The organism is Pseudomonas sp. LBUM1647, from assembly GCF_059716175.1.
Genome location: NZ_CP166809.1, coordinates 6,660,047 through 6,683,016, shown reverse-complemented (window position 1 = coordinate 6,683,016; position 22,970 = coordinate 6,660,047). Strand labels below are relative to the sequence as shown.

The window sequence follows — 22,970 nt, the reverse complement described above, 5'->3', positions numbered from 1 at the left end:
GTGCTCACACTTGGCCGTATTGCTGCCCATGACGTAGCCAGCGGTCGAGCAGCGGGCTGACATGATCCGGCCAGCGCTCCAGCAGCGCCTGGGCGGCGTCGCGCACGGCGGGCAGCAGATCGGCGTCGCGCATCAGGTCAGCGACCTTGAATTGCAGCAGGCCGGTCTGACGCGTACCGAGCATTTCGCCGGGGCCGCGCAGCTCAAGGTCTTTTTCGGCGATGATAAAACCGTCGTTGGTTTCGCGCATGATGCCCAGGCGCTGACGACCGATCTGTGACAGCGGTGGATGGTAGAGCAGCACGCAATGGCTGGCGGCGCTGCCCCGGCCCACACGACCGCGCAATTGGTGTAGCTGCGCGAGGCCGAGGCGTTCGGGGTTTTCGATGATCATCAGGCTGGCGTTGGGCACGTCGACGCCGACTTCAATCACCGTGGTCGCGACCAGCAGTTGCAGGTTGCCGGCTTTGAATTCGGCCATGACCGCGGCTTTCTCGACGGGCTTCATGCGACCGTGGATCAGCCCGACCTTCAGCTCGCCGAGGGCGGCGGTGAGGTCTTCGTAGGTGGTTTCGGCAGCCTGGCAAGTCAGCTCTTCCGACTCTTCAATCAGCGTGCAGACCCAATAGGCCTGACGCCCTTCGGCACAGGCGCCGCGCACCCGCTCGATGACTTCGACGCGCCGGGTATCGGTGATCAGCACGGTGTTCACCGGGGTCCGGCCGGGCGGCAGTTCGTCGAGGATCGAGGTGTCGAGGTCGGCGTAGGCGCTCATGGCCAGCGTCCGGGGAATCGGTGTCGCGGTCATGATCAGCTGGTGCGGACACATCCGCCCGCCGACACCTTTCTGCCGCAACGCCAGCCGTTGCTGCACGCCGAAGCGGTGTTGTTCGTCGATGATCGCCAGCGCGAGGTTTTTGAACTGCACTTCGTCCTGGAACAGCGCGTGGGTGCCGACCACCATTGGTGTGCCGTTGGCAATCTGCTCCAGTGCGGCCACGCGGTTCTTGCCTTTGAGCTTGCCGGCCAGCCATGCGACTTCGATGCCCAGCGGTTCGAGCCAGCGCTTGAAAGTGATGAAGTGCTGCTCGGCGAGGATTTCGGTGGGCGCCATCAGCGCCACTTGATATCCGGCCTCCAAAGCCTGAAGTGCAGCGAGGGCGGCGACCACGGTTTTACCCGCGCCGACATCGCCCTGAATCAGCCGCAACATGGGCTCGTGCTGACTGAGGTCGTAGGCGATTTCGTTGCCGACCCGTTGCTGAGCGCCGGTCGGCGTAAAGCCGAGATTGGCCAGATATTGAGCAGGCAGCCTGGTGGCTTTCGGCATCGCTGGCGCGCGCAGGGAGCGCATGCTTTCGCGCAGACGCTGCTGGGACAGTTGATGGGTCAGCAGTTCTTCAAAGGCCAGACGGTGCTGCGCCCAGTGATGACCGAGGGCGAGTTCGTCGACGTCGGCATCGGCGGGCGGGTGATGCAGGTAACGGATCGCATCGGCCAGCGGCGCCAGTTGATAGTCCCGCGCCAGTTCGGTCGGCAGCCAGTCGGGCAGGCTGGTGGGGCCGAGCATCGTCAGGGTCTGCATGCACAGTTGGCGCAAGCGTTGTTGGGTCAGGCCTTCGGTGAGCGGGTAAACCGGGGTCAGGGTTTCGTCCACGGGCGGCGGCTCGTCGCCGGTGATGGCGCGGTATTCCGGGTGGTAGATTTCCAGCCCCGACGCACCGGGCCGCGCTTCGCCGTAGCAGCGAATGCGCGTGCCGCGTTTGAGGCCTTCTTTCTGGGCGTTGCTGAAATGGTAGAAACGCAGGCTGAGCCCACCGGTGCCGTCCTGCAGGCGGACGACCAGGCTGCGGCGGCGGCCCATGACCACATCGGCGCCGCTGACGGTGCCTTCGATCACGGCGTCTTGCCCAGGTCGCAAATGGCCGATCGGGACCACGCGAGTGCGGTCCTGATAACGCAGCGGCAGGTGAAAAAGCACGTCCTGGAGATTCTCCAGGCCAACCTTGGCCAATTTCTCGGCCATGGCTTCGCCGACACCCTTGAGTGCGGTCACCGACACTTGCGACAACTCGGTCATGGCAGCGACTTAGGCCGCAACCACCGGTGCTTGCGGCTTGGCCACCGAGCACAGGCGAATGGAGTCAGCGAGAATTTCAATCGCCTTCGGCCGCGGGAAGCTCGCGCGCCAGGCGATGGCCACGGTGCGGAACGGCACGGGAGGCGTCAGTGGACGCACTTCGATCACGCCGGGAGCGTAGTGATGGCTGTCGACCGCTGACAGCGGCAGGATCGAGATGCCGAGGCCGGACGCAACCATGTGGCGGATGGTTTCCAGGGAACTGGACTCCACCGTGGTGTGCTTGGCGCCGTCGTTGCCTTTGGCCAGGGTCGGGCAGGCTTCCAGCACTTGATCGCGGAAGCAGTGGCCTTCGCCGAGTAGCAGCAAGCTCTTGTCGTTGAGCAGGGCGGCGTCGATGGATTCTTTTTGGGTCCACGGGTGCTGGGCCGGCATCAGGACGTAGAACGGCTCGTCGTAGAGTTGCAGGGTCAGCACGTCGGCTTCGTTGAACGGCAGGGCGATGATGATCGCGTCGAGCTCGCCGTTGCGCAGTTTGTCGCGCAGCACGTGGGTGAAGTTTTCTTCGATGTACAACGGCATCTGCGGGGCGACCCGGTGCAGTTGTGGAATCAGGTGCGGAAACAGATACGGGCCGACGGTGTAGATCGCGCCGACTTTCAGCGGCGCGGTCAGCTGGTTTTTGCCGGCCTGGGCCAGTTCGCGGATACCTTGGGCCTGTTCCAGGACTTTCTGCGCCTGGGCGACAATGCCTTCACCGACCGGAGTCAGGCGCACGGCACTCTTGCTGCGCTCGAAAATCAGCACACCGAGTTCGTCTTCAAGCTTTTTCACGCCCACCGACAGGGTCGGCTGGCTGACGTGGCAACGCTCGGCCGCGTGGCCGAAGTGCTGCTCTTGGGCGAGGGTAACGATGTAGCGTAATTCTGTAAGAGTCATAGCAAGCGTCCATGAAGTTGCGAGCCAAGCATACCGGCTGCAATCGATAGACGCACGTTATCAGACTGAGTGCGTTGAGTGACACAGGGCAAAGCAGGTTTGCCGCTGGCGGATATGCAAAAGGCACCTTTCGGTGCCTTTTTGGCTGCGGCATAACCTGTAGGAGCCGAGTTTGCTCGCGATGAGGCCATAACATTCAGCATCATCGTTGACAGTTATACCGCTATCGCGAGCAAGCTCGGCTCCTACAGGGATCTGCGTTGTTTTAGCGCCGGCGTTTTTCCAGCGAGTAAACAAACGGTGCAACGATTTCGATGGCGCCATTGGTCAACATGTCAGCCGGTGGCTTGGGCAGCGGTTGGGCGCGGCGGATCATTTCCAGGGTGGCCCGGTCCAGATCGGCAGTGCCGGAACCGCCCACCAGTTCGAACGACAACACATTACCTTCAGCATCCACCACGAAGCGCAGACGGTTCATGCCTTCCTTGCCCCGCGCCTGTGCACTGGCCGGGTACTTTTTGTACTTGGCCAAGTGAGCGAGCAGGGTGCCTTGCCAGCTGGCCTTGGCCGCTTGCTGCGCCGGTGATGGGCCTGGTGCCGGCTGAGCGGATTTTTCCGTTGGCGCCCGAGTCGGTTGCGCGTCGCTCGGTTTTTCCTCGGACGGCTTCTCTTTAGGCGGTTCCGGCTTTTTCTCCACAGGCTTGGGCGGTTGAGGCTTGGGCTTGGGTTTGACCGGTTTCGGCACGGCGATCTCGGCCTTCGGCACTTCAGCCAGTTTCGGTATCGGCAGTTCTTCCACCGGGGCGGGTGGCTGTGGCGGCGTTATGACCTTAGGCGGTGCCGGCGGTGGCGGGGCCGGAACCGGCGCCAACTCGACCATCATCGCCTGTGGCGGCAGCTCGATCGGTGGGCGCGACGTCCAGTTCAGCGCCAGCGCAATGGCCAGCGCATGGACGCCCAGCACCACGGCCAGGCTCCCGCTATAACGCGTCAGCTTTTGGCGCGTCGTGATCATTTCTTGACTGCCGTCTCGAGTCCGACCAGACCCACCTTCAGGTAACCGGCAGAGCGCAGGTTGTCCATCACGCTCATCAGGTCGCCGTAATCCACGCCTTTATCGGCCTGGAAGAAGATCGTCGTGTCTTTCTTGCCTTTGGTCCTGGCGTCGAGGGTGGCGCCGAGTGCTTCGGCCTTCACTTCGTCTTCGCCGAGGAACAGGCGTTGGTCAGCCTTGACGCTGAGGAACACCGGTTTTTCTGGCCGTGGCGCCGGTTTGGCGCTGGAAGCGGGCAGGTCGACCTTGATGTCCACGGTGGCGAGCGGGGCCGCCACCATGAAGATGATCAACAGCACCAGCATCACGTCGATGAACGGTGTGACGTTGATTTCGTGGTTCTCGGCCAGGTCGTCGTCTGCGCCTTCTTTCAAATGCAAGCCCATGGCTGATTACCCTACTTTGACCACGTGGGGGTGCGCGGAGCGCTCGGCGGTCGGTAGGTGATCGAGGTCACGGCTAACCAGCAGCAGGACTTCAGCCGAGGCATCGGATACTTGTGCCTTGTAACCGGCAATGGAGCGGGCAAAAACGTTGTAGATCACGACGGCAGGAATCGCTGCAACCAGACCCAGCGCGGTTGCCAGCAGGGCTTCGGCGATGCCGGGAGCCACGACGGCGAGGTTGGTGGTCTGGGTTTTGGCGATGCCGATAAAGCTGTTCATGATGCCCCACACGGTACCGAACAGGCCGACGAAGGGCGCGGTGGAACCGATGGTGGCGAGCACGCCGGTGCCGCTGCTCATGTTACGACCGCAGGCTGCAACCAGACGCTCGAGACGGAAGGCGACACGTTCCTTGATGCCTTCTTTCTCGCGGCTGTTGACCGACAAACGCATCTCTTCCAGGGCGTCATGCACCAGCAGGTTGGCGAGGGTGCCTTGCTTGGTGGCTGTCGCACTGGCTTCTTTAAGCGTGGTGGCTTTTTTCAGATGGACGATTTCGGTGCGCAGACGACGCTTGGCGCCCATCAGCTCGAAACCCTTGGCGATCCAGATGGTCCAGGTGATGATCGACGCGATGGCCAGACCGATCATCACGATTTTCACGATGATGTCGGCGTTCTGGTACATGCCCCACGGCGACAGGTCGTGGGCCATGCCCAGGGAGTTGTCGGCTTCGAGGACTTCAGGAACGTCTTCGGCGGTGGTGTCTACGGCTTGGGCCGGGTCGGTCGCAGCCGGGGTAACGGCCGGTGCGGCGTGATCGGCAGGAGCTGGAGCAACAGTGGCTGCCGGAGCGGCTGGCGCTTGTGCGTCAGCGAAAGCGGCGGTCGGCGCCAGCATCAGGCTGAACAGCAAGGCGGCCACTGCGCTCCAGGCGCGAGGTCGTTTGGTTGGCGAAGCGGGGAATTGATTGGGTGTCATGCTGGCCGGACCTGAGAAAGAAAAACGGTAGATGCTCTTCCAGGCCTCGTAAGGCCGAGAACAAAAGTGGCTGGCATTATTGCAATTAATTCTTGTTAACAAAAGTAATAGCGTCTCTTTTTTCCTCCATTACTAGCCGCTCATCCATTTCGGGCGCTAGTCTGTACCTTTCTTGAGGGAGTTTTCTGATGTCCGCGCCTTCTGTTTTGATCGCCGGCTGCGGTGATGTCGGCAGTCGTCTGGCCACGCAATTGCTGGCCTCCGGGTGGGAGGTTCATGGCCTGAGGCGTGACGTCTCACGCCTGCCCAAAGGGGTAATTGGCGTTGCCGGTGACTTGTTCAATAAGGACTGTCCGCAGACTTGGCCCATCGGTGCGGTGGATTACCTCGTGTATTGCGCGGCCGCAACCGATCACAACGAAGCCGGTTACCGCTCCGCCTATGTCGAGGGTTTGCAGCATGTGCTGGAGTGGCTGGACGACTACGGGCAGGTGCCCAATCGCCTGCTGTTTGTTTCCAGCAGCAGTGTGTATGGCCAGCAGGATGGCGAGTGGGTCGATGAGACTTCGCCGACCATTGCAACAGGCTATTCGGGTCGATTGATGTTGGAGGCGGAGCAAGTGGCACTCCAAAGCGGCATCCCGGCGAGCATCGTGCGCTTGACCGGCATTTACGGCCCGGGGCGCGAACGGCTGCTGACGCAGGTTCGTGGGGGTTATCGCGTGGCCATCGATCCACCGTTGTACGGCAACCGCATTCACGCCGACGATGCGGCGGGGCTGATGGCGTTTCTGCTTGAGGCTGATCGACGCGGTGTGGCGCTGGATGACGTCTACATCGGTGTGGACGATGCGCCTGCGCCGCTGGCCGAAGTGGTGGGCTGGTTGCGTGAGTATCTGGGCGTGACCGAATGGGCCGAAGACGCGAGCGTGCGTCGCACTGGCAGTAAGCAATGCAGCAATGCTCGGGCGAAAGCCTTGGGCTGGACACCGAAGTACCCAAGCTATCGCGAAGGCTACGCCGCCATTCTCGAAGGCCACTGCTGACTTCCAAACGCCCTAAAACAACTGTGGGAGCGAGCTTGCTCGCGATGGCGGCATAACAGTCAACGATGATGTTGAATGTTATGGCCTCATCGCGAGCAAGCTCGCTCCCACATTGTTTTGCATTGGCTTTAGGGCCGGATTACTGCTTTTCCAGCAACCACTTGCGATCACCCGGCGTGAACGATGGCATCTCGTCCGCCTGAGCGGTGTTTACGGCCTGGAGAATCTCCAGCTCTTTGCCTTTGCGCGCAAAGATCCAGGTATTGCCCTGGCCATTCGCTTGCAGCCACATGTTGTCGTTGCCGCCGCTCATCGATGCGCAATCGCCCGCCAGACATAGGGCATAGCGATCCGCTCCCGGCAGGCCGGCAACCTGGCCATCAGCCTGGAATTGCACGGTATTGCCTTCACCGGGACCGCTGACGACTTTCCAGCTGCCGCCCATGTAGGCCGAATACAGTGCGCGTTCAAAACTGGCACCCATCGGTGCGCCGTCCGGCACCGTAACCTGCGCGCGGTCGAAGACTTGCTCCGGCTCATTGTCGCTGGCGACTTGGCTCAGTTGCTTGCCGTCACGCTTCAGCTCACTGGCGGAGCTGCCATAAAAATCGACCTTCCAGGCGCCGGACGCTTCGCCCAGCAGCTTGCCGTCGACATTTTCAAAACCGTTGGTGTAGCGGGCCTGGCCGGCCTTGGTGTTGACGTCCCATTCCAGGTTCGGGCCATAGGCCTGGAGCGCTTCGCGCAGGGGGCCGCCTTTGGCTGCAGCATCGATCGCCGCCTGATTGATCCAGGTGCCGCTGATGTCACGGTCGGCAGGGTTGCTGGCACAACCGCCCAAGAGTAGGGCGACCAGCGAGAGAGCTAGCGCTTGGCGCATGGTGGAATCCTTTCAGAACGAAGTCAGCGCAGTCCTGTTGAGGACTGCGCCGTACGCATTTACTCGATGACCAGAATGGCATCCATCTCAACCTGCGAACCCTTTGGCAGGGCCGCTACGCCGATGGCGGCGCGGGCAGGGTAAGGCTGGTCAAAGTACTTGCCCATGATCTCGTTGACCTTGGCGAAGTGGCTCAGGTCGGTGAGGAAGATGTTCAGTTTGACGATGTCCTTGAATGAACCGCCAGCGGCTTCAGCCACGGCTTTGAGGTTCTCGAACACCTGGACGGTCTGGGCTTCGAAGCCTTCTACCAGTTCCATGGTTTTTGGGTCCAGAGGAATTTGCCCCGACATGTAAACGGTGTTGCCGGTCTTGATCGCCTGGGAGTAAGTGCCGATGGCGGCCGGGGCCTTGTCGCTGGTGATAACAGTCTTGGTCATGAATGACTCCTTGTAATAGTGGGCTTAGGCACGCATGCGGGTGATGCGAATCACCCCGGTCAGGGCGCGCAGTTTCTTGATCACGCGAGCCAGGTGCACGCGGTCGTGCACGCTGACCACCAGTTGGACCACGCTGATGCGACCATCGCGTTCGTCCATGCTGATTTTTTCGATATTGCCGTCGGCCGCGTTGACGCTGCTGGCCAGCAGAGCGATCAGGCCGCGCTGGTGTTCCAGCTCGACGCGCAGCTCGACATTGAATTCGCCGGTGACATCCTTGGCCCACGAGAGCTGGATGCATTTTTCCGGGTTGTGGCGGATTTCGCTGATGTTGCGGCAGTTGTCCAGGTGCACGACCATGCCTTTGCCCGCGGACAGGTGGCCGACAATCGGGTCGCCCGGGATCGGCGTGCAGCACTTGGCGTAACTGAGTACCAAGCCTTCGGTGCCACGAATTGCCAGCGGGCCTTCCGCGCTTGGCAGCTGTTCGCCTTCGCCAAGCAGTCGGCGAGCGACCACGTAAGCCATGCGATTGCCGAGGCCGATGTCTTCGAGCAGGTCTTCGATCAGTTCCAGGCGGTACTCGGTGAGCATCGCCTTGACGCGCTCGGCTGCGACTTTCTCCAGCGAGCTGTCGAAACCGTTGAGGACCTTGTTCAGCAGGCGTTCGCCGAGGCTGATGGATTCGGAGCGGCGTTGCAGTTTCAGCGCATGGCGGATGTGAGTCCGCGCCTTGCCGGTGACCACGAAGTTGAGCCACGCCGGGTTCGGCCGTGCCCCGGGGGCGCTGACGATCTCGACCGTGGAGCCGCTTTGCAGCGGTTCGGACAGCGGTGCGAGACGTCGATTGATTCGACAGGCAATGCAGCTGTTGCCCACGTCGGTGTGCACCGCGTAAGCGAAGTCGACCGCCGTGGAGCCTTTTGGCAGCTCCATGATCCGGCCTTTGGGCGTGAACACGTAGACCTCGTCCGGGAACAGGTCGATCTTCACGCTCTCGATGAATTCCAGCGAGTTGCCGGCCCGTTGCTGCATTTCCAGCACGCCTTTGACCCACTGGCGGGCGCGGGCGTGAGTGCCTTTTGGCTGCTCGTCGCCACTGGATTTGTACAGCCAATGGGCGGCGATGCCGTTGTTGGCCATCTCTTCCATTTCACGGGTGCGGATCTGAATCTCGATCGGTACACCGTGCATGCCGAACAGCGTGGTGTGCAGCGACTGGTAGCCGTTCGCCTTGGGGATCGCAATGTAATCCTTGAAGCGCCCCGGCAACGGTTTGTACAAATTATGCACAGCACCCAGCACGCGGTAGCAGGTATCGACCTTGTCGACGATGATCCGGAACGCATAGACGTCCATGATCTCGTTGAAGGCCCGACGCTTGCCGCGCATTTTCTTGTAGATGCCGTAGAGGTGTTTCTGACGACCGCTGACCTCGCCCTGAATGCCATCGATGGCCAGGCAGTGGCTGAGTGATTCTTCGATCTTGTTGACGATTTCCTTGCGGTTGCCCCGGGCGCGTTTGACCGCCTGGTTGATCCGCGCGGAACGCATCGGGTGCATCGCCTTGAAGCCGAGGTCTTCGAATTCTATGCGGATGGCGTGCATGCCCAGCCGATTGGCGATGGGCGCATAGATTTCCAGGGTTTCCTTGGCGATCCGTCGGCGTTTTTCGCCGGACAGGACTTCCAGGGTCCGCATGTTGTGCAGGCGGTCGGCCAGTTTGACCAGGATCACGCGAATGTCGCGGGCCATGGCCATTGCCATTTTCTGGAAGTTTTCAGCCTGGGCTTCGGCTTTGGTCTCGAAGTTCATCTGGGTCAGTTTGCTGACCCCGTCGACCAGTTCGGCCACGGTTTCGCCGAATTGCGCTTGCAGCGCTTCCTTGGCAATACCGGTGTCTTCGATCACGTCATGCAGCATCGCAGCCATCAGGCTCTGATGGTCCATGTGCATGTCGGCAAGAATATTCGCAACCGCGAGTGGGTGCGTGACGTACGCCTCACCGCTACGGCGGCGTTGGCCGTCGTGGGCTTGTTCGGCGTAGAAGTACGCTCGGCGGACCAGGTTGACCTGGTCCTTGCCGAGGTAGGTCGATAAGCGATCGGCGAGGGCGTCTATGCTCGGCATGATGAAACCTGCCGTTCGCTGTGACCCCGCGCCGTGCTACGTCGACCAGGCATGGCTTAGACTGCCTCGTTGGACTCGTCCTCGAACGCTGCGAACAGCGGTTCGTCTTCGACGATTTCAGCGTTGGCGATGAACTCGTAGCTCATCAGGCCTTCAGCGATTTCACGCAAGGCTACAACGGTAGGCTTGTCGTTTTCCCACTGAACCAGTGGCTCTTTGCCGCCGGTGGCCAGTTGACGGGCACGCTTGGTAGACAGCATGACCAGCTCAAAGCGGTTTTCCACGTGGTTTAGGCAATCTTCAACGGTTACGCGGGCCATGGTATTCCTCGGAGCGAATGCAATATGCGCGCTGCCCGGTTGGGCGAGCGGACTCGACAGTTTAAAAAATCACCAGCGATTAGGGAAGCGCTGATTTTTTGACCAAGCCCTTCAACGCGCTGCAAGTGCCAATGTAAAGCCCTTGCAACGGTTTTGGGAAGAGCTGTTTAGCCGAGCAATTCGGCCAAAAGTTTTCCGTGACGCTGCTGCTGGCGCTTCTGATGCAGCTGATTGGCGCGGAAAATCGCCTGCAAATCGCGCAGTGCGTGGGCGAAATCGTCGTTGATGATCAGGTAATCGTAGTCGACGTAGTGGCTCATTTCGCTGACGGCTTCGCGCATCCGGCCTTCAATGATCTCGTCGCTGTCCTGGCCGCGATTGGTCAGGCGCTGGTGCAAGGCTTGCAGGGACGGCGGCAGAATGAAGATCGAACGGGCCTGGGGCATCAACTTGCGCACTTGTTCGGCGCCTTGCCAGTCAATTTCCAGAATCAGGTCGTGACCTTCATCCAGGGTCTGCTGCAAATGGCTTTGCGAAGTGCCGTAGAGATTGCCGAACACTTCGGCGCGCTCGAGGAAATCCCCATGCTCGATCATCTTCACGAACTCGCTGCGTTCGACGAAGTGATAGTTCACGCCGTTCACTTCACCGGGGCGCATGGCGCGGGTGGTGTGGGAGACGGAGACGCGTATCTCCTGATCAGCGTCGGTCAGGGCCTTGACCAGGCTGCTCTTGCCCGCGCCCGAAGGGGCGGAAATGATGTACAGGGTGCCGGTGCTGTGGGTCATGTCAGGGTTGCCTTACTCAATATTCTGCACTTGTTCGCGCATCTGCTCGATCAACACTTTGAGGTTGACCGCCGCCTGGGTGCTGCGCGGGTCGAAGGCTTTGGAGCCCAGTGTGTTCGCTTCGCGGTTGAGCTCCTGCATCAGGAAGTCCAGGCGCCGACCGGCAGCGCCGCCGGATTTGAGCACTCGGCGAACTTCGATGATGTGAGTGCTCAGGCGATCCAGTTCTTCGGCGACGTCGCTCTTTTGCGCGAGCATGACCATTTCCTGCTCCAGCCGCTGCGGATCCATCTCGGCCTTCATGTCGGCAAAGCGGTCGAGCACTTTCTGGCGCTGGGTGGCGAGCATCTGCGGGACCAGTTCACGCAGGGTCACCACATCTTCTTCAATAGAGGTCAGGCGATCATTGATCAACCGTGCCAGCTCCGCGCCTTCGCGCTCGCGGCCCGCCTTGAGTTCTTTCAGGCCTTCGTTGAACAGCGCCAATGCTTCGGCATTCAAGGCTTGCGGGTCGGTCGCGTCGCCCACCAGCACGCCGGGCCAGGCCAGGACTTCCAATGGGTTCAGCGCGGCCGGATTTTTGATCAGGGCGGCGATGGTCTCGGCGGCGGCGACCAATTGCGCGGCGCGTTCGCGGTCCACTTGCAGTGGTTTGTCGGTATTTTCTTCGGTGAAGCGCAGGGTGCATTCGAGCTTGCCCCGGGAGATTCCCTGACGCAGCGCTTCGCGGACCGCGCCTTCGAGGTCGCGAAAGGACTCAGGTAGACGCAAATGCGGCTCCAGGTAGCGGCTGTTGACCGAGCGCAGTTCCCAGCTCAGGGTGCCTTGGGCGCCGGCTTTTTCGACGCGGGCGAAGGCGGTCATGCTGTGCACCATGGAGGTACCTCGCAATGCAGGTTCATGCGTTACCAAAGGTTTCGCAGGCCTGATCTATATGAATTTAAGCCCAGAGGCAGCAAAGGCGCAGGATTGTAGCGCAGTGGGGCGAATGCGCCCAAACACACGGTGTGACAAAGACCTGCAGGCCGTCGGCAAAGCGCTGTTCAGGGCCTTCAGTCGTCGGCGGATTTTTTTAGAAGTGCCCACTCGTGGCCCTGCGGCTCTATAATGCTCCGCAGTTTTCCGTCCCCCGTACAGGTATTCCCTATGAAACGTCCAAGTGGTCGCGCTGCCGATCAGCTCCGCTCGATCCGCATTACCCGCAACTACACCAAACACGCCGAGGGATCTGTACTGGTCGAGTTCGGCGATACCAAAGTCATCTGCACCGTCAGCGTCGAGAACGGCGTGCCGCGTTTCCTCAAAGGTCAGGGCCAAGGCTGGTTGACCGCTGAATACGGCATGCTGCCGCGCGCCACTGGCGAGCGTAACCAGCGTGAAGCGAGCCGCGGCAAACAAGGCGGCCGCACCCTGGAAATCCAGCGTCTGATCGGTCGTTCCCTGCGCGCTTCGCTGGACATGTCCAAGCTGGGCGACGTCACCCTGTACGTCGATTGCGACGTGATCCAGGCTGACGGCGGCACCCGCACCGCGTCCATCACCGGCGCCATGGTTGCACTGGTCGATGCCTTGAAAGTGATCAAGAAGCGTGGCGGCCTGAAAGGCGGCGACCCGCTGAAGCAAATGATTGCTGCCGTATCGGTGGGCATGTACCAGGGTGAGCCGGTACTCGACCTCGACTACCTGGAAGACTCGGCCGCCGAGACCGACCTGAACGTGGTGATGACCAGCACTGGCGGCTTCATCGAAGTCCAGGGCACTGCCGAAGGCGCTCCGTTCCAGCCGGAAGAACTGAACGCTATGCTTGAGTTGGCGAAGAAAGGCATGACCGAAATCTTCGAGCTGCAAAAGGCTGCACTGGCCGACTGATCGGACTGCTCCAGACAAGGAGGGCGTTATGAGTGACGAGCAACAGCTGCTTCCCACCCCGAGCAAAGAGGTTCGGCAGTGGGCAATGTTTTGTCACCTGTCCGCCTTGTTGGGGATCTGGGTTCCGTTCGGTACGCTGATCGGCCCGCTGATTCTCTGGCAGATGAAGCGCGAGATGGACCCGTTTGTTGATGCTCAAGGCAAGGAGGCGCTGAACTTCCAGATCACCGTCGCCATTGCCTCCGCCATCTGCTTGCTGCTGATGGTGGTGATCGTCGGGTTCTTCCTGTTCGGTCTGTTGGCGATCGGTGCGCTGGTGCTGACGATCATCGGCGGCGTGAAGGCCAATGAAGGGGTGCCTTACCGGTATCCGTTCACTTGGCGGTTGATCAAATAACGATCAGCGCTAGATTCCCATGTGGGAGCGACAGCTGTGTGAAAATGCAGTTCGCCACGCTTTAAAGCAAATGCCCTGACTTGTCGGGGCATTTGTTTTTTTAAATTGGATTAACTTCCCAAACGTTGCTGTTAGCAATATCGCACTTACACTTCTAGTCACAACTGCTTCGCCTCAGCACCGCCTATGTGCTTGGCAATGAGACTTCGTGGTTGATAAAGTTGCCCCAAGTAATATTCATTCAGAAATATTTCGATATATTCAGACCATTGAAGGTCCTTGAATTTAAAGCAAATCAGTGTTGAGAATATCAACCTGTTCAAGAGGCGTGTCCAGGTAAAAAGTTCGCCCCTGAATATATATAAAAGAATAACCCAAATGGTTCAGCTCGATTTTTATGGAACACTTGTGGCCGCCTCTTTAGTACTGTTATTGGGGCGCGGACTAGTCACACGAATCGGTTTTTTACGCAACTACAATATCCCTGAACCTGTAGCAGGCGGCCTGGTGGTCGCTCTGCTTCTCCTGGCTTTGCGGGGACTTGATATTGACGTCCGATTTGACACCTCACTGCAAACTCCCTTGATGTTGGCTTTTTTTGCCACCATCGGCTTGAGCGCAGACTTCGCCAGCCTGAAGAAAGGCGGGCGCGTAGTGGGGATCTTTCTACTGGCGGTCACCACGCTTTTGGTGGTCCAGAATGCCATGGGCATCGCGCTTGCAAAAACGTTGGGACTCGATCCTTTGATGGGCCTGCTGACAGGCTCGATTACCTTGGCGGGTGGTCACGGTACAGGCGCTGCGTGGGGAACGGTGTTCAGTGAGAAGTACGGTCTGGCTTCTGCCTCTGAGTTCGCGATAGCCTCTGCGACGTTTGGCCTGGTGTTGGGCGGCTTGATTGGTGGTCCGGTCGCTCGCCTGCTCATCAAACGTGTCCAGGTGCCCGGCCTTAAGCAAGAAAAGCCACGGCTGCCAAAGGGCTTTGAGCAACCGAAAAAAGAGCGCTCGATCACGCCATTTTCGTTTATCGAGACACTCGCTCTGATCGCGGTCAGCTTGCTGGTTGGTTCTCTCCTGAATGGTCTGCTCCAAGGAACTGCATTTGAGTTGCCGACGTTCGTATGTGTCTTGTTCGTGGGTGTGATTTTACGGAACGGGCTTTCAGCACTTGGCTTGTATCAGGTGTTTGAGCGTGAAGTTTCCGTGTTGGGGAATGTCAGCCTGTCGCTGTTTCTGGCGATCGCTCTGATGTCGCTCAAACTGTGGGATCTGGCAGCACTGGCTTTGCCGATCTTTATCATCCTGGCTGCGCAAGCGTTGGTCATGGCACTGTTTGCGATTTTCGTGACATTCAGAATGATGGGCAGCAACTACGATGCAGCAGTTCTGGCGGCGGGGCACTGCGGTTTCGGACTAGGAGCAACGCCAACTGCCATCGCTAACATGCAAGCGGTGACACAGCGTTACGGACCTTCGCAGATAGCGTTTCTAGTGGTGCCAATGGTGGGTGCTTTCTTCATCGACATCATTAATGTCATCGTGATCAAGTTGTATCTGGCGCTGCCGTTCTTCGCCGCTGTTTGAAGTTCTGATCACTGCTAAAGATCCATAAAAAATGCCCGTATCTTGCGATACGGGCATTTTCTTTAACCGACCAGCACAAATTAAATGGTCAGCGTCCAGTCGTAGTCCACGATCAGCGGTGCGTGCTGCGAGAACCGTGGCTGACGAGGCAAGCGCGCGCTACGTACGAAACGGCGCAGACCCGGCGTCAGCAACTGATAGTCGAAACGCCAACCGAGGTTGAGCATTTCAGCCTGTTCGTTATCCGGCCACCAGCTGTACTGGTCACCTTCACGGCTGACTTCACGCAGGGCATCGACATAGCCCATGTTGCCGACAATCTCGTCCATCCAGGCACGTTCAGGTGCCAGGAAGCCCGGGGATTGCTGGCTGTCACGCCAGTTTTTGATATCCAGCTTCTGTTGCGCCACATACAGCGAGCCACAGTAAATGTACTCGCGACGTTTGCGTCGCTGTTTATCCAGATAACGGGCGAAATCGTCCATTAGCTTGAACTTCTGGTTCAAGTCTTCATCGCCGTTCTGCCCCGAAGGGAGCAGTAAGGTCGCGATGCTGACCTTATCGAAATCGGCTTGCAGGTAGCGCCCGTAGCGGTCGGCCGTCTCGAAGCCGAGACCGCTGATGACTGCCTTCGGTTGCAGCCGCGAATACAAAGCCACGCCACCTTGGGCGGGAACTTCGGCTTCGCAGGCATAAAGGAAGTAGCCATCCAGTTGGAAGGCTGGATCGTCCAGTTCAAAGGCGGAGGCGCGGGTGTCCTGCAGGCAGATGACGTCGGCATTCTGTGCTTGCAGCCAACTGAGCAATCCTCGCTCCACTGCAGCCTGAATACCATTGACGTTCACACTGATGATCCGCATAAATGGCCCCAAAAATCGCGTGCGTGTATGATACACGGCGTCAACCTAATTAGCTAAATCCGTGGTATTTGGGGTTTTTTTCATGCAAGCGTATCAGCGCGATTTCATTCGTTTTGCCATCGATCGCGGCGTTTTGCGCTTCGGCGAGTTCACCCTGAAGTCCGGGCGTACCAGTCCTTACTTCTTCAATGCCGGCCTGTTCAACTCGGGTTCGGCCCTTGCGCAGCTGGGTCGTTTCTACGCGGCAGCCATCATCGAGAGCGGTATTTCGTTCGATGTATTGTTTGGCCCGGCGTACAAAGGCATCCCTTTGGCGGCGACCACCGCAGTGGCCTTGGCCGAGCATCATGACCGTGATTTGCCATGGTGCTTCAACCGCAAGGAAGCCAAGGCTCACGGCGAAGGCGGCAGCCTGGTCGGCGCGCCATTGACCGGTGACGTGTTGATCATCGACGACGTGATCACCGCAGGCACCGCCATCCGCGAGGTGATGCAGATCATCGCTTCCCAGGACGGCGCCAAGGCGGCGGGTGTGCTCATCGCCTTGAACCGTCAGGAGCGTGGCAACGGCGAGTTGTCGGCCATTCAGGAAGTGGAGCGCGACTTCGGCATTCCGGTGATCAGCATTGTTTCGCTGAACCAGGTGCTCGAATTCCTGGCTGACGATCCGCAGCTCAAGCAACACCTGCCAGCGGTTGAAGCTTACCGCGCACAGTTCGGCGTCTGACCACACGGAATGCGGGCAAAAAAAGACCCCGCTCAGCCAGGCTGAGCGGGGTCTTTTTTTGTCAGTGCAGTCTTCGCCATTTTCCTATCAGTTTGAGTATCAATCCCAGGTTAAACAGAGCAAACACCAGTAGTGCCAGGACAACTAACACGTAAAGCGTGCGATCCACATCGAAATCCCACAGATCCAGCGTGCTGCTGCGTGTGATCCGCACGGCGGCCGGCAGATTGACGTAAAACAGCGCCACGAAGGTGCAAGCCAGCGGCAATGCACAACTGAAGAAAACATTTATCACCTGTTCCCGGCTGCGTTTTCTCGCCTGCGGACCTGATTGTTTTTCATCCAGTTCCAACGCTTCATGCAGCCTGGGCCAAGCCAGATTGAACATGAAAGTGGTCAGGGTCAGCAGCAAACCGCTGACCGCGACAATGTCACTGAACGGCATTCAGACCAAGCGTTCTGCACAGCAAGTCGTGAGAGTCTTCGCTGATTTCGAACTGCCCGGCGCTGCCTTTACGTTTTGTGATGGGTTTGAAGGTCGGTTCGTTCTGTGTGATCAGCATGTTCAGCTCATCACGAATGACGTCCGAACTGATCACCACCAGATACACCGTCTGCGCATGTTCCGCAGACTCGATCACGGCTCGCATGCTGTGCTGCAGAATATCGTCCAGCTGATTGCGAAAGCGTGAAACCGTATTTTTCAGCAGGGTTTTGCTTTGGCTCTGGGTCAGCTGAAAAATCGTCGATATCTGAGATTCGGTCGGCAATGTCTGCCCGAAGTAGCTTTGAATCAGATACAGCAAGCGGTCCTGTTTCGCTTCATCGGCCCGACTTGGCATGCCGCCTTCAACCAGCATTTTCAAGTATTCGGTCAGGCTCGCCTTGGCAATACGTTGTAAGGCATGAGCGATTTCGCTGTCGGATAACTTCAGGGTCTTTTTGACCGGCTCCTTCTGCTCCTGCTCGAAAGCCTGGGCGTCGATCGTGAACGAGATCTGCATGGCTGAATCTCCCGTGATCATTTACCGGATTTCGGATAAGGATCGTCCGTTGCGTCTCCTTGGCCGCTGAGGATTTTCCAGCCGTTTTGTACGTGCAATGAATCCAGCCGTTGCGGGCAGGGCGGCAAGGATTTTTTCGATTGGTTGGAATATTCGTAGCCGCAGTCGGCGCATTCGTAGGTGCCTGCGGAAACGTCGCTGCCGTTAGGTGCGTAATCTTTTTGCATGGGGTCGTTCTCCTGTGGATACAGGGAAGATCCTATGCGGACTAATGCTGACGGGATGTCGGACGTTTCGCTTAGTCAGGTCAGACATTTCCTGCGTGCATAAAAAAGATCGCAGACTTCGTCAGCTCCTACGGAATATTCGTACATCCATAGGTGCTGCTGAAGGCTGCGATCTTTTGACGTTCTTGAATCAGTGGCGCTTGCGATTGCTGATCAAGGTGCCTACACCGGTATCGGTGAAGATCTCCAGCAGAATCGCATTCGGCACCCGACCATCGATGATCAGCGAGCTGCCTACGCCGCCTTGCACGGCTTCCAGCGCGCAACGGATCTTCGGCAGCATGCCGCCGTAGATGGTGCCGTCGGCGATCAAATCGTCGACCTGTTGGGTGGTCAGGCCGGTCAGGACCGTCCCCGACTTGTCCATCAGGCCGGCGATGTTGGTCAGCAACATCAGCTTTTCAGCTTTCAGCGCTTCGGCGACTTTACCGGCCACCAGGTCGGCGTTGATGTTGTACGACTCGCCGTTGGCGCCGACACCGATTGGCGCGATCACCGGAATGAAGTCGCCTTTGACCAGCAAGTTCAGCAGGTCGGTGTTGATGCCGACCACTTCACCGACCTGGCCGATGTCGATGATTTCCGGTTGGGTCATCTCCGGCGTTTGGCGGGTCACGGTGAGCTTTTTCGCACGAATCAGCTCGGCATCTTTACCGGTCAGGCCAATGGCGCTGCCGCCATGACGGTTGATCAGGTTGACGATGTCCTTGTTCACCTGGCCGCCGAGGACCATTTCCACCACATCCATGGTTTGCGCGTCAGTCACGCGCATGCCATCGATGAAGTGGCTCTCGATCGACAGCCGCTTGAGCAGGTCGCCGATTTGCGGGCCGCCGCCGTGAACCACCACCGGGTTAATGCCAACGGCTTTCATCAGCACGATGTCGCGGGCGAAGCCGGTTTTCAGCTCCTCGCTTTCCATCGCGTTGCCGCCGTATTTGATCACCAGCGTCTTGCCGACATAGCGGCGAATGTAAGGCAGCGCTTCGGACAGGACCTTGGCGGTGTTGGCGGCGGCTTCGCGTTCGAGGGTCATTCAGGGCTCCGGGTGCTTCAGAAGATCAAAACGGTAATTGGAGATCAGGTGCAACACGCTTCAACTGGACTTTGAATACGTCCTTGATGCGCTGCAGTTCCGCCTCGTCATCGGCCTCGAAGCGCAGCACCAGCACCGGTGTGGTGTTGGACGCGCGAACCAGGCCCCAGCCTTTGGCGTAGTCGACTCGCACGCCGTCAATGGTGGTCAGGTCGGCGCCTTCGCCCCACTTCGCGTCGTGCAGAGCATCAATGATGCTGAATTTGCTCTCTTCGGTCACATGGATATTGATTTCCGGCGTAGAAATATCGTTCGGGAAGGTCGCAAACAGCTCTTCCGCGGTGGCTTTTTCTTTGCTGAGGATCTCCAGCAGGCGCGCGGCGCTGTAAATGCCGTCGTCGAAACCGAACCAGCGTTCCTTGAAGAAGATGTGCCCACTCATTTCGCCGGCCAACAGGGCGCCGGTTTGTTTCATTTTCTTTTTGATCAACGAGTGACCGGTCTTCCACATTAGCGGACGGCCGCCGTATTCCTTGATCAGCGGCGTCAGGCGACGGGTGCATTTGACGTCGAAGATGATCTCCGCGTTAGCGTTGCGCGCCAGCACGTCACGGGCGAACAGCATCAGCAGGCGGTCCGGGTAAACGATGCTGCCGGTGTTGGTCACCACGCCGACGCGGTCGCCATCGCCGTCGAAGGCCAGGCCGAGGTCAGCGTTGGTTTCCTTGACCTTGGCGATCAGGTCCACGAGGTTTTCAGGCTTGCCCGGATCCGGATGGTGGTTCGGGAAGTTGCCGTCGACGTCGCAGAACAGCGGGATAACTTCGCAGTTCAGCGCTTCGATCAGTTGCGGAGCGATCACGCCGGCGGCGCCGTTACCGCAGTCGACCACCACCTTCAGGCGGCGGGCGAGTTTGATGTCTTGGACGATTTCGGTGTTGTAGCGGTCGAGGATTTCGACCTGGGTGATGCTGCCCTTGCCGCTGCTCAGGTTGTTGGTCTTGAGGCGTTCGTGCAGGGCCTGGATCTGTTCGTTGGCCAAGGTATCGCCAGCGATGACGATCTTGAAGCCGTTGTAGTTCGACGGGTTGTGGCTACCGGTGAGCATCACACCGGATTTGCCGGCCAGTACGTTGGCGGCGTAGTACAGCGCCGGCGTTGGCACCAGGCCGACGTCGCTGACGTGGCAACCGCTGTCGGCGAGGCCTTTGATCAGTTGTTCGACCAGTTCCGGACCGGACAGGCGACCGTCACGGCCGACGGAAACGTTCGGTTCGTCCTGGGCCAGGCTCTGGGAGCCGATGGCGCGACCGAGCCAATAAGCGGTTTCAGCGTTCAAGAATTCCGGGACGGTGCCGCGAATATCGTAGGCGCGGAAGATGCTGTCGGGGAACTTGGGTGCGACTTGGGCTGGGGTGCTCATTACTGGAAATGCTCCATCTCGAAGGGTGGCAGGACCTGCTGCGAAGAACTCGTCGGCAGGTTCAAACTGAAGGGTAAGACGGCGTTTTCCACTGAGAGTTCGTGGTGTGTAAAGGCCATGACCCCGACATCAGCGTGTTATGGAACGGCCAATGCCTTGATTTTCAGTGATAAACCTTTCAGATGACGTCTGTGCAATTCAGTGCAAAACCTGTGGGAGCAGCCGGTCGACGCTCCCACAAAGTCATCAATGGCTGCCGGAATGTCCGAAACCGCCCGTACCGCGCTGGGTTTCGACGAACTCTTCGACCATTTCAAAATGCGCTTGAACCACCGGTACCAGCACCAACTGGGCCAAACGTTCGCCTACGACCATGGTGAATTCGGTCTGGCCACGGTTCCAGCACGACACCATCAGCGGGCCTTGATAATCAGAGTCGATCAGGCCGACCAGGTTGCCCAGCACGATGCCGTGCTTATGGCCCAGGCCGGAGCGCGGCAGAATCAGTGCTGCCAAACCCGGATCGCCAATGTAGACGGACAGGCCGGTAGGAATCAGCAGGGTTTCGCCCGGCTTGATGACGGTGTCTTTTTCCAGCATGGCGCGCAGGTCGAGACCGGCGGAGCCTGGCGTGGCGTACTGCGGCAGCGGGAAATCGGTACCGATGCGAGGGTCGAGGATCTTGGCTTGCAAAGTGTGCATGTAAATTAAACCTGGTTCAGACGTTCGGCGATAAAGGTGATCAGCTGGCGGGCAATCTTGCTCTTGCTGGTCTGGGCGAAAAGTGTGGCGTGTAGCTGGCGGTCGATAACGCTGCAGGCGTTTTCTTCACTGTTGAAGCCAATGCTCGGGTTGGCGACGTCGTTGGCGACGATCAAATCGAGGTTCTTGTCTTTCAACTTGCGGGCAGCGTAGTCGAGCAGGTGTTCGGTTTCGGCGGCGAACCCGACACTGAACGGACGGTCGGGGCGCGTGGCGATGGTGGCCAGGATGTCCGGGTTACGCACCATCTGTAGCAACAAGCCGTCGCCGTTCGTAGGGTCTTTCTTGAGTTTCTGTGGGGCGACGACTTCCGGACGGTAGTCCGCGACCGCTGCCGAGGCGATGAACAGGTCGCAAGGGATCGCGGCTTCACAAGCGGCGAGCATGTCGCGGGCGCTGACCACGTCGATGCGGGTGACGCGATCCGGGGTCGGCAGGTGCACCGGGCCGGTGATCAGCGTTACGCGGGCACCGGCTTCCACTGCGGCTTCGGCCAGGGCAAAGCCCATTTTCCCGGAGCTGTGATTGGTGATGTAGCGCACCGGGTCGATGTTTTCCTGGGTCGGGCCGGCGGTGATCAGCACGTGTTTGCCGGTCAGTGCCTGACGCTGGAAGCAGTCCGCCGCGCACTGCGCGAGGTCGGTGGCTTCGAGCATGCGACCCATGCCGACGTCGCCACAGGCCTGGCTGCCGGAGGCTGGGCCGAAGGCTTTCAGGCCACGGCTTTCGAGGGTTTGCAGGTTGGCCTGGGTCGCCGGATCGCGCCACATGGCCTGGTTCATCGCCGGGGCAACGGCGACCACAGCGTCGGTGGCCAGCACCAGCGTGGTCAGCAGGTCGTCGGCAATGCCTTGGGCCAGGCGGGCAATGAGATCCGCGGTGGCGGGGGCGATCAGCACCAGGTCGGCCCATTTGGCCAGCTCGATGTGGCCCATGGCGGCTTCGGCCGCCGGGTCCAGCAGGTCGAGGTGAACCGGGTGCCCGGACAAGGCCTGCATGGTCAACGGTGTGATGAACTCGCTGCCGCCGCGGGTCATGACCACGCGCACTTCGGCGCCCTGGTCGATCAGGCGGCGAACCAGGTCGGCGCTCTTGTAGGCAGCGATGCCGCCGCCGACGCCCAGAACGATGCGTTTCCGATACAGCCGCTGCATAGGTCTGCCTTTCATTTCGTTGATGACTGCATGGCGATACCCCCTCCCCAGGGATGAAATCGCCCGCAAAAAAGATGGGCTACGATATCACAGCGACCGCTACGGAACAGCGGCGCCCACAGACCAGGGAGGTGCTATGAGTATTCGCGATTGGCCAGCGGCGGAACGGCCGCGGGAGAGGTTGCTTGAGTTGGGCTCGGGGAGCCTTTCAGACGCCGAACTGCTGGCGATTTTTTTACGAACGGGCGTGTCGGGTAAAAGCGCGGTAGATCTGGCGCGCCACCTGTTGAATCAGTTTGGCAGCCTGCGCTCACTGCTCGAGGCCGATCAAGCAGCATTCAGCAGGCAGTTGGGGCTCGGGCCGGCGAAATTCGCTCAGTTGCAAGCGGTCCAGGAAATGAGCCGGCGGCATTTGGCCGAACGTGCGCGCCAAAAATCGGCGCTGGAAAATCCGCAGGCGGTTCGTGATTACCTGAAGTCAATGCTGCGCCATGAGCCTCACGAGGTGTTTGGCTGTCTTTTTTTGGATTCCAGGCATCAAGTGCTGACCTTTGAAGTGCTGTTTCGCGGATCCATCGACAGCACTAGTGTCTATCCGAGACAAGTGGTTAAACGCGCGTTGGCCCACAACGCCGCAGCGTTGATCCTTTGCCATAACCATCCGTCGGGTAATACCAACCCCAGTCAAGCCGACCGAGTGCTGACCAAGCGCCTGCAAGAGGCGCTGGACCTGATCGATGTGCGGGTGCTCGACCATTTCATCATCGGTGACGGCGATCCGCTGTCCATGGCCGAGTACGGGTGGATGTGAGCGAGGGATACG

At 59.4% G+C, this 22,970-nt stretch carries 24 protein-coding genes and 1 pseudogene; 6 read left to right on the top strand and 19 right to left on the bottom strand.

Annotated features, from left to right (window positions below; all coding sequences use genetic code 11):
- Window positions 1-4: 4 nt before the first annotated feature.
- From recG to exbB, 5 genes are all read right to left on the bottom strand, one after another.
- Complete coding sequence (gene recG / locus ACA059_RS30970) at window positions 5-2,080, bottom strand: ATP-dependent DNA helicase RecG (RefSeq protein ID WP_497632115.1); 2,076 nt, start codon at window positions 2,078-2,080, stop codon at window positions 5-7.
- 9 nt (window positions 2,081-2,089) lie between these two features.
- Window positions 2,090-3,019, bottom strand: coding sequence for a hydrogen peroxide-inducible genes activator (locus tag ACA059_RS30965; RefSeq protein ID WP_008150125.1), 930 nt, complete (start codon window positions 3,017-3,019; stop codon window positions 2,090-2,092).
- 265 nt (window positions 3,020-3,284) lie between these two features.
- The gene (locus ACA059_RS30960; protein WP_095126904.1) at window positions 3,285-4,034 is read right to left on the bottom strand and encodes a TonB family protein; all 750 of its coding nucleotides are present in this window, start codon (window positions 4,032-4,034) and stop codon (window positions 3,285-3,287) included.
- The gene (gene exbD / locus ACA059_RS30955) at window positions 4,031-4,459 is read right to left on the bottom strand and encodes a TonB system transport protein ExbD (RefSeq protein WP_008150131.1); all 429 of its coding nucleotides are present in this window, start codon (window positions 4,457-4,459) and stop codon (window positions 4,031-4,033) included. Before exbD ends, ACA059_RS30960 begins: the two co-directional genes overlap by 4 nt.
- A 6-nt stretch (window positions 4,460-4,465) precedes the next feature.
- Entirely contained in the window at window positions 4,466-5,440 is a 975-nt protein-coding gene (gene exbB / locus ACA059_RS30950) for a tonB-system energizer ExbB (RefSeq protein WP_497632114.1), read from the bottom strand.
- 188 nt (window positions 5,441-5,628) lie between these two features.
- Here exbB and ACA059_RS30945 point away from each other — a divergent pair, with 188 nt between their 5' ends.
- Window positions 5,629-6,486: an SDR family oxidoreductase gene (locus ACA059_RS30945; protein WP_497632113.1), complete on the top strand. Its 858-nt coding sequence runs from the start codon at window positions 5,629-5,631 to the stop codon at window positions 6,484-6,486.
- A 139-nt stretch (window positions 6,487-6,625) separates the two neighbouring features.
- On the opposite strand, the gene ACA059_RS30940 is transcribed toward ACA059_RS30945, so the two are convergent.
- From ACA059_RS30940 to ACA059_RS30915, 6 genes are all read right to left on the bottom strand, one after another.
- Window positions 6,626-7,366 carry a hypothetical protein gene (locus tag ACA059_RS30940; protein WP_497632112.1) on the bottom strand — a complete coding sequence of 247 codons (741 nt, stop codon included), beginning with the start codon at window positions 7,364-7,366 and terminating at the stop codon, window positions 6,626-6,628.
- A 59-nt stretch (window positions 7,367-7,425) separates the two neighbouring features.
- The gene (locus ACA059_RS30935; RefSeq protein ID WP_314641480.1) at window positions 7,426-7,806 is read right to left on the bottom strand and encodes a Rid family detoxifying hydrolase; all 381 of its coding nucleotides are present in this window, start codon (window positions 7,804-7,806) and stop codon (window positions 7,426-7,428) included.
- 24 nt (window positions 7,807-7,830) lie between these two features.
- Window positions 7,831-9,936 carry a bifunctional GTP diphosphokinase/guanosine-3',5'-bis pyrophosphate 3'-pyrophosphohydrolase gene (gene spoT / locus ACA059_RS30930; RefSeq protein WP_033059343.1) on the bottom strand — a complete coding sequence of 702 codons (2,106 nt, stop codon included), beginning with the start codon at window positions 9,934-9,936 and terminating at the stop codon, window positions 7,831-7,833.
- Window positions 9,937-9,992: 56 nt separating this feature from the next.
- Window positions 9,993-10,256: a DNA-directed RNA polymerase subunit omega gene (rpoZ, locus tag ACA059_RS30925; RefSeq protein ID WP_007894670.1), complete on the bottom strand. Its 264-nt coding sequence runs from the start codon at window positions 10,254-10,256 to the stop codon at window positions 9,993-9,995.
- Window positions 10,257-10,423: 167 nt separating this feature from the next.
- Window positions 10,424-11,044 carry a guanylate kinase gene (gene gmk, locus ACA059_RS30920; RefSeq protein WP_050681654.1) on the bottom strand — a complete coding sequence of 207 codons (621 nt, stop codon included), beginning with the start codon at window positions 11,042-11,044 and terminating at the stop codon, window positions 10,424-10,426.
- 12 nt (window positions 11,045-11,056) lie between these two features.
- The gene (locus ACA059_RS30915; RefSeq protein ID WP_497632110.1) at window positions 11,057-11,920 is read right to left on the bottom strand and encodes a YicC/YloC family endoribonuclease; all 864 of its coding nucleotides are present in this window, start codon (window positions 11,918-11,920) and stop codon (window positions 11,057-11,059) included.
- A 270-nt stretch (window positions 11,921-12,190) separates the two neighbouring features.
- Between ACA059_RS30915 and rph the strand changes: the two genes are divergently transcribed.
- From rph to gltS, 3 genes are all read left to right on the top strand, one after another.
- Entirely contained in the window at window positions 12,191-12,913 is a 723-nt protein-coding gene (rph, locus tag ACA059_RS30910; RefSeq protein ID WP_010465211.1) for a ribonuclease PH, read from the top strand.
- Window positions 12,914-12,941: 28 nt separating this feature from the next.
- Window positions 12,942-13,310: a DUF4870 domain-containing protein gene (locus tag ACA059_RS30905; RefSeq protein ID WP_497632109.1), complete on the top strand. Its 369-nt coding sequence runs from the start codon at window positions 12,942-12,944 to the stop codon at window positions 13,308-13,310.
- A 378-nt stretch (window positions 13,311-13,688) separates the two neighbouring features.
- Entirely contained in the window at window positions 13,689-14,894 is a 1,206-nt protein-coding gene (gene gltS / locus ACA059_RS30900; RefSeq protein WP_497632108.1) for a sodium/glutamate symporter, read from the top strand.
- A gap of 80 nt (window positions 14,895-14,974) precedes the next feature.
- Here the strand turns inward: gltS and crc are convergent, their stop codons facing one another.
- On the bottom strand, window positions 14,975-15,754 hold the full coding sequence (gene crc, locus ACA059_RS30895) for a catabolite repression control protein Crc (RefSeq protein WP_007934608.1): 780 nt from the start codon (window positions 15,752-15,754) through the stop codon (window positions 14,975-14,977).
- 82 nt (window positions 15,755-15,836) lie between these two features.
- Between crc and pyrE the strand changes: the two genes are divergently transcribed.
- Window positions 15,837-16,481: an orotate phosphoribosyltransferase gene (gene pyrE, locus ACA059_RS30890; RefSeq protein ID WP_123367160.1), complete on the top strand. Its 645-nt coding sequence runs from the start codon at window positions 15,837-15,839 to the stop codon at window positions 16,479-16,481.
- Between the two features lie 61 nt (window positions 16,482-16,542).
- Here pyrE and ACA059_RS30885 read toward each other — a convergent pair whose 3' ends face one another.
- From ACA059_RS30885 to coaBC, 7 genes and pseudogenes are all read right to left on the bottom strand, one after another.
- Window positions 16,543-16,926, bottom strand: coding sequence for a hypothetical protein (locus ACA059_RS30885; RefSeq protein WP_497632107.1), 384 nt, complete (start codon window positions 16,924-16,926; stop codon window positions 16,543-16,545).
- A complete protein-coding gene (locus ACA059_RS30880; protein WP_497632106.1) occupies window positions 16,913-17,485 on the bottom strand; it encodes a hypothetical protein in 573 nt (190 codons plus the stop codon). Before ACA059_RS30880 ends, ACA059_RS30885 begins: the two co-directional genes overlap by 14 nt.
- Window positions 17,486-17,502: 17 nt before the next feature.
- Window positions 17,503-17,712 carry a hypothetical protein gene (locus tag ACA059_RS30875; RefSeq protein WP_497632104.1) on the bottom strand — a complete coding sequence of 70 codons (210 nt, stop codon included), beginning with the start codon at window positions 17,710-17,712 and terminating at the stop codon, window positions 17,503-17,505.
- A 190-nt stretch (window positions 17,713-17,902) separates the two neighbouring features.
- Window positions 17,903-18,808 carry an acetylglutamate kinase gene (argB, locus tag ACA059_RS30870; protein ID WP_008007602.1) on the bottom strand — a complete coding sequence of 302 codons (906 nt, stop codon included), beginning with the start codon at window positions 18,806-18,808 and terminating at the stop codon, window positions 17,903-17,905.
- A 25-nt stretch (window positions 18,809-18,833) separates the two neighbouring features.
- Window positions 18,834-20,237 (bottom strand): annotated as a pseudogene (locus ACA059_RS30865) (phosphomannomutase/phosphoglucomutase); the annotation flags it as partial.
- Between the two features lie 240 nt (window positions 20,238-20,477).
- The gene (dut, locus tag ACA059_RS30860) at window positions 20,478-20,933 is read right to left on the bottom strand and encodes a dUTP diphosphatase (protein WP_150657681.1); all 456 of its coding nucleotides are present in this window, start codon (window positions 20,931-20,933) and stop codon (window positions 20,478-20,480) included.
- Window positions 20,934-20,938: 5 nt separating this feature from the next.
- Complete coding sequence (coaBC, locus tag ACA059_RS30855) at window positions 20,939-22,147, bottom strand: bifunctional phosphopantothenoylcysteine decarboxylase/phosphopantothenate--cysteine ligase CoaBC (protein ID WP_497634751.1); 1,209 nt, start codon at window positions 22,145-22,147, stop codon at window positions 20,939-20,941.
- A 136-nt stretch (window positions 22,148-22,283) separates the two neighbouring features.
- Between coaBC and radC the strand changes: the two genes are divergently transcribed.
- Window positions 22,284-22,958 carry a RadC family protein gene (radC, locus tag ACA059_RS30850; RefSeq protein WP_347802599.1) on the top strand — a complete coding sequence of 225 codons (675 nt, stop codon included), beginning with the start codon at window positions 22,284-22,286 and terminating at the stop codon, window positions 22,956-22,958.
- Window positions 22,959-22,970 lie beyond the last annotated feature (12 nt).